Raw genomic sequence first — 13,152 nt, 5'->3', positions numbered from 1 at the left:
AAAAAGAGGGAATTATAATGATACGGAAATTAACAAAGCGTGATCATGAACAGGTTCTTGCATTTCTAAAAGAGGAAATATCCATTAACCTATTTATCCTTGGTGATATTGAAGCATTTGGATACGATGCAGACTTTCAAGAATTATGGGGGTACTTTACAGAAAATAAGATGTTGCAGTCTGTATTACTGCGCTTTCATGATTCATTTATCCTATATGGAAAGGGCAACTTTTCTATTGCGGACTATGAGGTTATTCTCTCGCCTCACAAACCACTTAAAATCTCTGGTAAATCAGACATTGTAGAAAAACTTGAAGATGTACATGGTATACATCTTGGAACAAAAAATAAAACATATTTTTGTGAATGTAAAGATGATACTGCCTTGCCAAAAACGATGATTCATACGGCAATTAAACAAGCAACATTAGAGGATGTCGAGCGCATTATGCATCTTCGAAACAATATTGAAGAATTTCCACAGTCGAAGCAATCTGAAAAAATATTACGACAATCACTCGAAACAAATACAGGACGTACATATTACATTGAAGAAAATGGAGAAATGGTCTCTTCCGCTTCTACATCAGCCGAAAATTCTTTATCTGCAATGATCGTTGGAGTATGTACACATCCGGATTATCGCGGCAAAGGATACGCTTCCTACATTTTACAAAAAATGATTCAAGATTTTAAGAAAGAAGAAAGAACACTTTGCTTGTTCTATAATAACCCAGCTGCCGGGAGGATTTATAAACGGTTAGGATTTCAAGACATTGGAACGTGGACAATGTATCGATAATAACGAAATCCCCCCTGGCTATATCTCTCCTTTTCCCTCTACACAGATTTGAGGTGGAGGGGCTCTGTCTTTTTACTAAGGACCAACCATTTCACAGATAAACTTTTTCTTGGCATCTTAAATTTCATAATCCTTCCTTACTCATATTACTCCCTCCTAATCATTTATTATTTTTTGTACTGTGCTTTATAACCTACATATTCTTTTTTCGCGTCTTGATTGTTATCTTGTTTTTTATTAAAGTATGTTTTTATCTGAAATATATATTCTACTAACTTTCCCTCATCATTCTTTTTCTTGTAATCTATATCAATACTTACTTGTAGAATCTGCATTGGACCATTTGCGGAGCCAAGATGAAGTACAATTGTCGCCCCATCATATTCATCATATTGTATGTTTAGCTTATCATTAATAATAGTTTGAAACTCTGATTCCGTTAAGCTATATCCAACTGTATTCGGCTGATCAAATTTTTTTATATCATCACCTGGTTTCATCTTTAGTTTCCCTATTCCCTTTAAACGATCTACAAGTAAATTCACATATGAAACATCTTACGAATTTATATCATGCTTTCATATCAACTCATAAACGTAAAAAGTGCGTTAAATTTATTTCTCAGGATACCGTTCTTTTACAAGTTCTTCGATGTTATTACCTTTTTTGATTTCTTCTGATGATAACCAGGCTTTATATCTTGACCCATCCTTGTTGGTTAAATATATGTCAAATTTTTTATTATATAGTTCCTCTTTAAGGATAGTGGTCACCTTTATCAGATCCTCAATTAAAGGGGGATTGTTTTTAAATTCCATGCCACTGGTATTAATAACTACAGTCACTTTATACTTCGGACATTCTCCGTCTTTCGGATGTGGACAAGTAATATCTTCAATTGCAAAACGGTCGTTTTGAATTTCTTTTAACCTGTCTCCTACTTTTGTTTGAGTTTGAATCAAATATGTCCAATAACTGTCTAAAGTGTTTTTCATTGTTAGTAACAGCTCTTCTTTTGTTATAACTTTTTGTATATTTTTAAAAGGGAGACCTATAGATTTACCATTATGATCCTTAATCTCAAGTTCTGTTATCTTTCTATTACTCTTCTGAATAAGTTGGAATAAAGCATATAAACGATCTAATTCTGCTGATTCAAATTGACTATAATCAATCTCGTTACTCGTTTTTAAAGTTAATAACAACTCATCAGTTGGTTTTTCTTCATCATAATCAACTATATACTGAAGAACACTTTCTTTTTCAAATTCCTCGTATCCTAATTTTTTAATTTCTTTTAAAATTGGTTTAAATTTCTTATATTCCTCATATGTATTTTTTCCGTATTGGTATTCATCACCTTTTATTGTTGAATAGAAGAAGCCATCTACCTCTACTCGAAATTGCATATTTTTGTTGTTTTTTGCTTGAACAGTATGATATGTATGTCCCATATTTCCTTCATGTATACCGCCCCACTCTGTTACAACAACATCAATTCCATGTTTTTCTTTTATGTATTTTTTTACCTGATCTTCATTTTCATAATTACAGCCAATCAAAAATAAGAAACATACCACTAATAACATTACCTTTTTCATTCTTTTCATATCCCCCCTAATACCCCTTCTTTCTTTATTTCTTACAGATTTGAATAAAAACATCAAATTTTTCATGTAATACCTACAAACTAACAACTTGTGTTCTAATATAGATTCATTTCCTGTATTATCTACTTTTCAATTTATTTTTTTATTGTGTTTTCGAAATCTCTTACACGCTCTCTCATTTTCTTCCCACGTTATGTTAAATGATTTAAATTTAAATCTGCAATAGACTAATAGTTGAAATTCAGCTGCACCGATTGCTACTGCATACATTAAAATAGCTCCTATTATATACCCAATAAAAGTATCTAACGTATAATCATTATGAAAATAAATTAAAATAAGAAGAATTAGTGCATATATTGCCCCCCCCAGTTATCACATTCCCCTTTTTTTTACTAAAAAATGAAGTGGATCTTTCATCCATACTAAACGCACCTTCACTCGCTTGTTTAAAAGTATCAATCGTTGTCACAATATGAACAATTACTGCTCCTAAAAATAATAAATCCGTATATATTAATGTAATCCGATCAATTGTATTATTGGCCATTTCAGACACAATTAAAGCTGTGAATAATATTGTTGCCATTTGAAATGCATATAATAATACGACAAGTGTTTGTAACTTTTGAAACTTTAAAATTGTAATTTCCCTTCGTCAGAAGATAGATTATAACGCTCCATTATTAACCTCAACTCCTTTCTAATTATTTACTACTATTGAATTGATTTTTATATTCTAGATATTTTGTTTTTGCATTTCGCGTATTTTCTTCTTTATCATCAAACCCTACTAATATTTGTTGAATATGTGTTACCATCTTTCCCTGATCATTTTTTTTCTCGTAATCCACGGATATCTTTAATTCATCTATTTCCATAGGTTTTTCTTTTAAATCTTTGGCCCGGTTAAAATAAATAACAATTGAAGCTGTACCAAATTTATCATATTGTAAATGTAATTTATCATTAATAATTTGTTGAAACTGCGATTCTGTTAAACTGTACGAAATTCTATTCGGTTCATCGAATCCTTTTCTGGCATCTTCTGGCTTTAATTTTCCAATTCCTTGTAAACGATCTATAATGAATTTAACTGGTAAAATATCAAGATTTTGATTTGAGCTTTGTACTTGTCCATTTTTATAAATGAAATTCGTGCTATATACTTCTTCTTTTTTATAATCATCATCTTTATGCGCTTTATTAGCATTCTCTATTAAATTTGTTGTAGTTTGCTTTGTAGTACCGTATATATTTCTTTCTTCCCAAAAATATATTCCATCTGTTGATTGATATAGCCTCTTATTATGAGTACCATCCTCTTTTTCCTCCATAACAGATTGTATACTCTGTTCTTCTACATGAGCATACCCATCATCACTCGCAGACATAACCGTCTTCATATCCCCTTCATCCAACGCCTTTATCAATCTTTCATACTCAATTTTCGTTCCCTTTAGAGCTTCTGGTTTAGATGAACCACATCCACCTAATAAACTCACTACTATTGTCATCACAATCATCCCCTTAACTTTCTTTTTCACTTTCATACCGTCACCTCGTTCGTTCCTCTTGCATTTTAAGTTTCATAACACTTCCGTTTTGGTAGTCATACACTTCGCCTATTCTCAAAAATGCTTCTTTAATTACGTATTTAATATTGAAATAGCATGGCAATGATGCCCGCTAATAGTGTTCTAGGTTTATTCCTTAGGATATCATTCTTTTAGAAATTCTTCGGTGCTATTACTATTTTTGATTTCTTCTGGTGATACCCAGAGTGTATATCTTGTTCCATCCTTGTTGGTTAAATATATGTCAAAATTTTCATTATATAGTTCTTCCTTATGTAAGAAATGCTCCCTAGTTACGTAGCTAATTCAAAGCCATCTTTTCCCACAATTTAAAAAAGCTTTCCTCTTTCCATACAGGAAGAGGAAAGCTTTTCCTTCTTACTTATTTATTGCTACTCTTGCGTTTCTACCGCTTGATCTTGTTGCTTGCTTTTATTTTTCTCTATTACCTTTTCAACAAACTCATTCCGCCATATTTTAAACTTAGCCGCAAATTGACTTTCAATTTTATTTCGATATCCTTCAAATTTCACTTCTACAATATCAGAGTGATTAAATAGTTTATATGTTTCTGCTGTCAAGCCTACTGGATATAATACTCCTCCATAATCATAGAAAGTATTATCATCTAACAAAAGGCCCCTTGTAGTAATTACATAATCTGCGTCTTCCTCTTCCGCAAAACTTACTCTCACTACGCTCCCTAAAGGCAATACTTTTTCCATATAGTCTTTCATATTAATTTACCGTCCCTTTTAATACTACGATTTTCTCTTCGATTTTTTGTCTCTTTTTTTCAAGTTGACGAATTCGATCAATAAAGGCATCACGTGTTTTCCCTTGCAGGTTGCTATCGATACTGCTTTCTAACCTTCTAATATCACTCGTTAAAGCTGAGGCTGCTTTTTCAAGTTGCATAACAACATTTATAATTTGGTCACGTCCGCCATTATTTGAAAATGTACTATGAACTCGAGACATTATCATATGTAGATCCATATTTATTACTCCCTCTTTCATTCTATCAATATGAAATTTTAATAATATGCAACCGCACCTAATTCCTCATCTTTTGCCATCATAGAAAATACTGCTTCTGAAACATCTTCATTTAATTGTTTCAAATCTTTTGAGAGCTCTTTTACATCTTTTGAGATTTCACCTAATAATGAACGGTTTATTCCTCTACTACTATCATTCATAAAAAGATTCAATAAAGAATGACGATGAGCTAAAATATGTTCTGCAACAATCGCAGTCACATTGGTATCTATTTGGAAATCCCCTTTAAACATATCTAGTAAATCTTGTATATAAGAACCAGCTACTTCTTTGGCAATCTCTAAAATTTCACTTGCTGCTAAGTAAACATTGACACTTCCTGCTAAAAAGTCTACAGCTGCATTAAATACACTCTCCAGTACTTCTAATACCTTTTCTTTGCATTTAGCGAGTGTCGTCTCGATCCAATCTACAGCTGTATCTACCGTACTCTTAATTTCTAGAATTGCTACTATACTGTATTTAATCGCAGCATTTTTAGCCTCATTTACTAATTGCTGGACTTTTACATTAGCAGCTGAAAAGTCCCCAATCAATGAAATTCCAGCAATAATAGATCCAACTGGAATATTTGCAGCCATTAAATTTATCGCTGCACCTGCTATAAACTCTTCTCCGACATACGGTTTTCTATCAAATATGCCAGGAACAATCCCTGTATACAACTTTCCAGCTGATGCTGAAAGTTCAAAGGGGCCAGGAATAAAATCAAATCCTGTATCATTTTGACTTTCTAAGGTTTTTAACGCTATTAGACTTCCATTTTTATCATAATCTTTTTCTTTAAAAGCATAAGAATGACCAGCACCATTCGGTATAATGTACATTTGTCCCGGAGTTGTAAAATCAGCTGCTTGAATTGCAGTATGTAACGGATCATTTTGATTGATAATATTTCGGATATTTTTCATATCAGATCCGTCCCCATACTTGATTACATCACTATTCAAAACAGGAGCTGGGTTTAAAGTCAACACATCAATGTTATCTTGTTTGTTTCTTAGTGCAACTGTATCAGCTATCCCTCCACCTAGCGAATGTCCTGTTAAAGTTATTTTAGCACCTTTATATTCATCTCTAATATCTCTATAAAATTGTTCCGCTTGATCATACTGCTCAATTGCTAATTCTGTACCAGCTAAGTTATTAAGACCAATTTTCGCATCTGTTTTAACATCAGCATTATTATCTTTTCCTGTTTGTGTTCCCACAAATACAATTACAATTTCTTTTGTCGCTTCATCCCGAAGAGCATATGCTCCTAGGCCTGTCTCTTTATCTTCCTTAAAATCTATAATAGTGGCATCAAAATTAGCCTCTAATGCTGCTTCATTTTCTATAATAGATTTATTATATATTCCTTCTCCTTTATTGAAATCATATATATGTGTTGCGGCTAACTCTAATTTCCCCCTATCAGAGGTAAGTTTTAAAACTTCATCTGCCATAATTACTCATCTCCTTCCATACTCATTTATTATTACTATATTGTTTTTCATACTCACCATAATCTTTTAATGCTTTTGAATCATTATATTTTTTTCCGGCAAAGTATACTCTAATTTGTAAAATATTCGTAACCACTTTCCCCTCTTCATTCTTTTTCTTATAGTTTACAGAGACACTTAGCTCTGATAACTCCATCGGCTTTTCTTTCGAATCTTTTGCAGCATCGAAGCTAAGTACAAGTGACGAACCATCATATTCATCATATTGTAACTTCAATTTATCATTTATAATTTGTTGAAATTCCGCTTCGGTTAATTCATATCCTACTGAATTAGGCTCATCAAATCCTTTTTTATCACCATCAGGCTTCATCTTTAGTTTCCCTACTCCATGAAGATGATTCATAAGAAGCTTCACTTGAGAAACTTCTAAGTTTCGATTTGTACTTTGTACTTGGCCGTTTTCGTATTTAATATTTGTACTGTATACTTTTTCTTTGTTATAGTTTTTTATTTTGTCCTTTTCTTTTCTTGTATCAATTTTTGTAGTGACTGTTTGCATTGTACGACCATATAAGTTTTTTTCTTTCGTGTTATATACCCCATCAGTGGTTTGATATACATTTTTTTTATATATACCATCTTCTTTTTCTTCCAGTGTACTATGTATCACTCGTTCTTCTAAATGCGCATATCCATCATCACTCGCAGACATAACCGTCTTCATATCTTCTTCATCCAACGCTTTTACAAATTTCTCGTAGTCTATTTTCGTTTCCCCAAAACTACACCCACTAAATAAACCCGCAACTATCGTCATAATAATCATCCCCTTAACTTTCTTTTTCAATTTCATACCGTCACCTCGTTCATTACTCTTGGCATTTTGAGTTTTATAATGCTTCCTTTTTGGTAGTAATAGACTTCGTCTTTTCCTAAAGGTGCTTCGTTACTTACGTATTTAATATTGAAGACACTTTGGTCATTTAATGGCATGGCGATGATGCCTGCTGTTAGTTTACTTCGCATTTTCATTGGTAAGGCATCACGGTTGCGATCGATATAGTCATGATGTCCTGCTAGGACAAAGTAAATACCAACTGTTCGAGATAGGTCCATTAAAGTTGTTGCGTCATCTGTTTCTAGGTAAACGAGTCTACTAAATTCTTCAACGTTCGTCATGATGATAAGTTGTTTTGTAAACACTGGTATTTCTCTACCTTCTTGTCTTGCTTGTGATAGTGCAAGAGATCGTTCGCGAATCACTTCCATCCAATATTTCACATGAACGTTTACTTCATTTTCTTCTACGATGTAATGCATCACATTGTCTTTATATTGAACGAAGCTATACTCAGCTGTATCTACTAGTGTTACACTCTCAAAATAGTCTTTATTCATTTGAGAAAGTATACTTGATACGACTTGTTTTCTCATATTATCATCTGCGCTGTAAATCATTAAATGATCGTTAACTGCAATATCGTGCGCAACAACTTCTATATTTGTGAAGTCAAGCCCAAGTGGAACTTGTCCCGCTTGTAATGCTTTGGCAACGTCCTTGTTTTTACGATATGTGAGAAGATCAATAACTTCTGGCATCATTGGAATTGCCTTCGGACGTTCTCCACCCCATTCTTGATCCATTTCACTTGCTTCTTGCTGCAGTAATTGAATTTGCTCTAATTCGTCTTCTGCTTTTGTTGGTAATGCCGACTGGAATAATGTCGGTGAATCTAGTTTTATAATTGCTCGTCCTGCTATTTCTTCTACTTTCAAATCAGATCGGCCTACAATGCCTGAGATTTCACTTTGGTCAATCATATATAGACATGTTTGCAGTTTAATGTTGTTGTATAGTTGAATACGCAGTGCACTTTGTCGTCCTGCACTAATTAAGGTATGGATTCCTAGACTAGCCCCTTCTCGGACGATTTGCATAATTAGCATTTCAAATTCCTCATAAAATTTAGCTTCTTTCACTGCATCGTAATTATCGATTGCAACGATGATATTCGGTATTTGTTTACCGCTAGCTTTCTCATACATTTCTATGCTTGCGACGTCATATTCACTTAACATGCGTTTACGTTGTTTCATCTCTTGCGTTAATCTTTCAACTAATTTTAAGCACTTTTCTGCTTCGTCAATCGTAATTGTATCCGCAACATGCGGCAATCCTTTTAATGGTAAGAGGCCATTCGTACCAAGGTCGACTAAATACACATGCAAATGCTCCGGACTATTTTGACGCGCTACATCCATAATTAATGTTTGTAAGAACGTCGATTTACCGTACCCTGGGCTTGAGAAGACGGCAACATGTCCATCTTTACTTATGTCTAATGTTAGTGGAGTTTGTGATTGTAATTCTGGTTGATCTAGTAAACCAACTGTTGCTTGCAATGGTTTCTTCGCTTCATTCCATGCTTCTTTAAAGTGAACTGGGTGTAAGTCTTGCAGGAATATTTTTTCTGGAAGCGGCGGTAACCATGGTCTTGCAAGTGCTTCGATTTTTCTATCTTCTGCGTAATCATGAATATAATCAATCACGGCTTCAAGTTCAGTTGGTACGGTTGAAACTTCTTTATTTTCTCCAAGTCCGCTTAAGTCCTCACTTAATATTTCATATTGACCTAAGTCGTTAATTGTATAAATAGTTGTATCAAGGTGATCTTGATCGTCTTTATTTTCCACGTAGTCAGCACCGCTCCACGCAGATTGGAATAATTCATAGATTTCATTATTTCCGACCTGTAAGTATGCTCGTCCTGGTAATGTAATTTCTGCTGCGTCAGGTGTTTTTAATATTTCATTACTGTCTGACGTGTTTTGCACTTTAAGTGCTAGTTTAAATTTCGAGTTACTCCAAATTTGATCATCGACAACCCCACTTGGTTTTTGTGTAGCCAGTATTAAATGAATACCGAGAGAACGTCCGATACGCGCTGTTGAAACTAATTCTTTCATAAAGTCTGGCTGTTCTGACTTTAACTCTGCGAACTCATCACTAATTAAAAATAGATGCGGCATTGGCTCTTTTACAATGCCTTCTTTGTATAATTTTTGATATTGGTTAATATGATTCACATTATTTTCGCCAAATAAGCGTTGGCGTTTTTGTAATTCCGCTTTAATTGAAGCAAGTGCACGCATACTTTGCGCACCATCTAAGTTCGTAATCGTCCCTAATAAATGCGGTAAATTTCTAAATAAGTTCGCCATACCTCCGCCCTTATAATCAATTAATAGAAAAGCAACTTCATATGGATGAAAATTAACCGCAAGAGATAAAATGTAAGATTGAATAATCTCAGATTTACCAGATCCTGTTGTACCAGCTATTAATCCGTGCGGTCCATGCGCCTTTTCATGCAGGTTTAAATTTACGATATCTTCTTTCCCTCGCAGGCCAAGTGGTACGGCTAATGATTTATGCGCTGCGTTTTTTGCCCATCTTTGTGTAATATTGAGTTCTTCTACTTTCTCAACATTATACATTTCTAGAAATGTCACACTTTCTGGAATACTATTTTTCAAGTTTTGTAAATGATTAAGTGGCGCTAGAGCTCGCGATACATCTTCTAAATGAAATCCTTTTGGAAAATGATCTGGTACAAAGTAACGATTTACTAGCTCTCCTTGTTCCAAAATAATGTTTCCTTTTTTAGCATCTCTTATATCAATAACTGTTTTTACTTGTTCCGGTAAGCTTTGCATAACATCTTGTACAAAGACAAGTGATACTCCTAAATCAATTGGGTCTTCATTAAAGAATTCCATAACGACATGATCTAACATTAATTTTTCATCAGTAATTAAGACAACATAATGTGGTGAAAAATAGATTTTTTCATTAGAATTGCTTTTTTCATCTACTTTTAATTTTCGTTCTTTTAATATTTGATACAAACTATTTAAAACTTGATCTCTACTTCGGTCATGGTAGACAAAACCTCTGACATTAATATCTCTGACACTTGCATGAGGTAACCAACGCATCCATTCCCACTTATGTTTCTCTTCTTCAGGAAATACAGTAATAAACTGTACATCATAGTAACTATGGAATAACGCTGTTTGCATAACTAATAATTGCAGTTGTTCTAATACTAACGAGCGCTGTCCAATATATCCGACTGGCCCATTCATTAAATCGGTTACAACTGGTACATCTTTTTGTGACAAATATTTTTGTCGCAATTCACGTCCCATTACAATTAGTTCATCTTTATGTTGACTGAACTCTTCTTCATTAAATTCAATCTCAAAATTCGTATCTACATCACCTTTTCCGACGCGGTAATGTAAGAAATCATGATGCATCATTGTTTTTTCATATATACGAGAATTCACTTCTTTTGCCATTTTGCGAATTTCTACAGCATCCGGATAATGATAGTGCAGTGCATGACGTTGTTTTTCACTTTCTGCATATAAATCTTTCGTCTTGCGCGCTAAATATTCGCGGTAACTTTTATCTCGTTCAGCAATGTCAATTTTATATTGTTTTACATTTTTTATGTAATACGTAATAGAAACAATGACAGTCACTAAAGTCATCGCTAAGGATGCATAAATAAAGAGTCCATATGTACGAAATATAGCTAAGATTACCGTTACAACAATCATTACAAGCGCCGGAGCAATTACTCTCCCTAGATGCTCCGTTGGTTTTGTCGGTTTACTAGATGGTTTAGCAATGACCATTTTTTCAACTGGCTCGCGATAAATAATGCGTGGTGAACGATGATAATCAGGATATTCATCGTGGTAAGGGCTGTCTGCTTCTAACAAACGAGGCAATGTCGATTCTACCCGATTTTTCGAAGCAAACATTTGAACATCTTCACTTCCGATATGAATCGTTACACCATCAAAATAAAGATGATCTCCATGTTCTACTATTGCTGTTTCTTCTACTTTTGAATAGTTATGAAAGACGCTTCCTTCATATACATGTATTTTGAACGGATCATCTAATGATTCACGAATGAGCAATACATCAACAGTAGCACCATGAACAGTTATATCATCATAGTCATTTTTACTAATGGCTATGGAACGCCGAGTGGATGTATCATATATAACGCTTTCTTCTACAGTTGTAATCCAAATTCGCATCGTCTTATCATTCTTTAGTGGGATGATATTGACTTCATTCAACAAAAGTGTCTGTCCTTTTATTTTCCAAACCGACAATTCACCGTCCCAATTCATTTCAATCGATTCATCTAAATCAAAATCTGTAATATGATTAGACCAGTCTTTCCCAATCGTTACTGTAGGACGCTCAGATGGATGTAGGCGGCATTTATGTAATTTATTCCCGTAACTTAGTGCAAGTAATTGCTCCATACTTCCCACTTCTCCTTTTGTTTTACTCTCTCTACCCCTTAATAAAAATTACAATTTTATTATTTAGCCTTTTCTTCATTTGTTGTTTCTTTTTCAGTTGATGGTTTTTTATACTTCTTCTCATACTCATTTAATTGTTGTTCAAATGTTTTTAATTTCTCATCACGTTCTTTACCAGATAAATCCGGATTATGTTTTACAGCTTCAATTTGCTTAATAAGCCCATACATAATCAATTGCGGATCATCAATACTTTTTGCTAAATCTAACGATTTATCGAAGTCTCCTTTTCCGTTATACATCCAGTACAATAAATATTTCTCATCACTTTTTAAAGTAACATTTTTCATAATAGCCTCTTTTTGACTATCTGATAACTTTTCAACTTTAATATACGAGTATGCTAATTCATATTTAGAAGCAAATGGTAATGTTTCAAAGTCTTCCTTGCTCAAATTGCTAATTACCTTATCATAGTCTGTTGCTAAAAAGTTCTTATTTGCCTCTAATAATGTATTTTGATAAGGTATTTTCATAAACATATAATAAACAACTGGTATGAATAAGATGACCGTTGCTGCTGCAAATGAGAATGTTAAGTATTTAAATAACGTAAAGTGCTTTTTCGAAACAAGCTGCATTGTTTGTTCTGCTTTAATTTGCTCTTTTTCAAAACTATTTTCGATTAACTCCATTAACTCATCAAAGTTATGTATATTTACAACGTTTTGTTCAAACGATGTGTCTTTCGCACTGTCTAATAAACCCTTATATAAATCATCATAACTATGCTTATTAGAAAAAAGAGCAACGATGAAACATTTAAACTGACGTAAAAATTGCGCTTCTGTAAGCGGTTTCGGCGGAAGGGTATCTCGGATGCCTCTATGGATAATGAAAGGCATTAAATTTGCATCGAAAACAATATTCTCAGGATGTAGGAAGAACGTAATTCTTCTATGTAAATACTTATAAAAAGAAGACACATTTCGAATTAAACGAAGCTTGTCATTCCTCCCCATTTTTTGTAAATCTCCCCATTTTAAAAATTTCTTGTCAACTTTATATATAAAAGTAAAAGCATCATCTTGTTCTTCTATCGTTACCGGTAGAAAACCAGATGATGTGTCCATTAATAATTCTAATTGACGGTTGTCTTTTACTTGTGTTTGCGATTTAGCGAGTTCTAATTTCCAAATATTCTCTTCTATTTCAAATCGATATTCCATTGAATCAATCTGAATTGCTTTTTCCGTCATAATTTTCTACTTCTCCTTTTCCTTATCAGCCCTAT

General features: G+C 33.5%; 8 protein-coding genes and 4 pseudogenes. 1 reads left to right on the top strand and 11 read right to left on the bottom strand.

Annotated features, from left to right (window positions below; translation table 11 throughout):
* The first annotated feature begins 17 nt into the window (after window positions 1-17).
* On the top strand, window positions 18-803 hold the full coding sequence (locus tag BCER98_RS08275) for a GNAT family N-acetyltransferase (protein WP_012094071.1): 786 nt from the start codon (window positions 18-20) through the stop codon (window positions 801-803).
* Window positions 804-970: 167 nt separating this feature from the next.
* Here the strand turns inward: BCER98_RS08275 and BCER98_RS08270 are convergent.
* The 11 genes and pseudogenes from BCER98_RS08270 to essB all read right to left on the bottom strand — a co-directional run.
* A pseudogene (locus tag BCER98_RS08270) lies at window positions 971-1,360 on the bottom strand (DUF3952 domain-containing protein); the annotation flags it as partial.
* A gap of 57 nt (window positions 1,361-1,417) precedes the next feature.
* Window positions 1,418-2,413 carry a hypothetical protein gene (locus BCER98_RS08265; protein WP_041809653.1) on the bottom strand — a complete coding sequence of 332 codons (996 nt, stop codon included), beginning with the start codon at window positions 2,411-2,413 and terminating at the stop codon, window positions 1,418-1,420.
* A 129-nt stretch (window positions 2,414-2,542) separates the two neighbouring features.
* Window positions 2,543-3,050: pseudogene (locus tag BCER98_RS22435) on the bottom strand (hypothetical protein); the annotation flags it as partial.
* Window positions 3,051-3,120: 70 nt separating this feature from the next.
* The gene (locus tag BCER98_RS08255; RefSeq protein ID WP_012094068.1) at window positions 3,121-3,966 is read right to left on the bottom strand and encodes a DUF3952 domain-containing protein; all 846 of its coding nucleotides are present in this window, start codon (window positions 3,964-3,966) and stop codon (window positions 3,121-3,123) included.
* 416 nt (window positions 3,967-4,382) lie between these two features.
* Window positions 4,383-4,727, bottom strand: a complete 345-nt coding sequence (locus tag BCER98_RS08250) for a DUF4176 domain-containing protein (protein ID WP_012094067.1) — start codon at window positions 4,725-4,727, stop codon at window positions 4,383-4,385.
* Window position 4,728: 1 nt separating this feature from the next.
* Window positions 4,729-4,989 carry a hypothetical protein gene (locus tag BCER98_RS08245; RefSeq protein WP_012094066.1) on the bottom strand — a complete coding sequence of 87 codons (261 nt, stop codon included), beginning with the start codon at window positions 4,987-4,989 and terminating at the stop codon, window positions 4,729-4,731.
* 38 nt (window positions 4,990-5,027) lie between these two features.
* Window positions 5,028-6,500, bottom strand: a complete 1,473-nt coding sequence (locus BCER98_RS08240) for a lipase family protein (protein WP_012094065.1) — start codon at window positions 6,498-6,500, stop codon at window positions 5,028-5,030.
* A gap of 22 nt (window positions 6,501-6,522) precedes the next feature.
* Window positions 6,523-7,356 carry a DUF3952 domain-containing protein gene (locus tag BCER98_RS08235; protein WP_012094064.1) on the bottom strand — a complete coding sequence of 278 codons (834 nt, stop codon included), beginning with the start codon at window positions 7,354-7,356 and terminating at the stop codon, window positions 6,523-6,525.
* Window positions 7,353-11,555 (bottom strand): annotated as a pseudogene (gene essC, locus BCER98_RS08230) (type VII secretion protein EssC); the annotation flags it as partial. The pseudogene essC and the gene BCER98_RS08235, both read right to left, overlap by 4 nt.
* Before the next feature lie 27 nt (window positions 11,556-11,582).
* Window positions 11,583-11,858: pseudogene (locus tag BCER98_RS23655) on the bottom strand (FtsK/SpoIIIE N-terminal domain-containing protein); the annotation flags it as partial.
* A gap of 59 nt (window positions 11,859-11,917) precedes the next feature.
* Window positions 11,918-13,117 (bottom strand): type VII secretion protein EssB, encoded by a 1,200-nt coding sequence (gene essB, locus BCER98_RS08225; protein WP_012094062.1) that lies wholly within the window; start codon window positions 13,115-13,117, stop codon window positions 11,918-11,920.
* Window positions 13,118-13,152: the final 35 nt, after the last annotated feature.

This window comes from Bacillus cytotoxicus NVH 391-98, from assembly GCF_000017425.1.
GTDB lineage: Bacteria > Bacillota > Bacilli > Bacillales > Bacillaceae_G > Bacillus_A > Bacillus_A cytotoxicus.
This window is presented reverse-complemented; position numbering and strand designations above follow the sequence as displayed.

Bases quoted from the DNA above. Each gene is read 5' to 3' on its own strand.
- BCER98_RS08275 (WP_012094071.1), top strand. From the start codon at position 18: ATGATACGGAAATTAACAAAGCGTGATCATGAACAGGTTCTTGCATTT.
- BCER98_RS08265 (WP_041809653.1), bottom strand. From the start codon at position 2,413: ATGAAAAGAATGAAAAAGGTAATGTTATTAGTGGTATGTTTCTTATTT.
- BCER98_RS08255 (WP_012094068.1), bottom strand. From the start codon at position 3,966: ATGAAAGTGAAAAAGAAAGTTAAGGGGATGATTGTGATGACAATAGTA.
- BCER98_RS08250 (WP_012094067.1), bottom strand. From the start codon at position 4,727: ATGAAAGACTATATGGAAAAAGTATTGCCTTTAGGGAGCGTAGTGAGA.
- BCER98_RS08245 (WP_012094066.1), bottom strand. From the start codon at position 4,989: ATGGATCTACATATGATAATGTCTCGAGTTCATAGTACATTTTCAAAT.
- BCER98_RS08240 (WP_012094065.1), bottom strand. From the start codon at position 6,500: ATGGCAGATGAAGTTTTAAAACTTACCTCTGATAGGGGGAAATTAGAG.
- BCER98_RS08235 (WP_012094064.1), bottom strand. From the start codon at position 7,356: ATGAAATTGAAAAAGAAAGTTAAGGGGATGATTATTATGACGATAGTT.
- essB (WP_012094062.1), bottom strand. From the start codon at position 13,117: ATGACGGAAAAAGCAATTCAGATTGATTCAATGGAATATCGATTTGAA.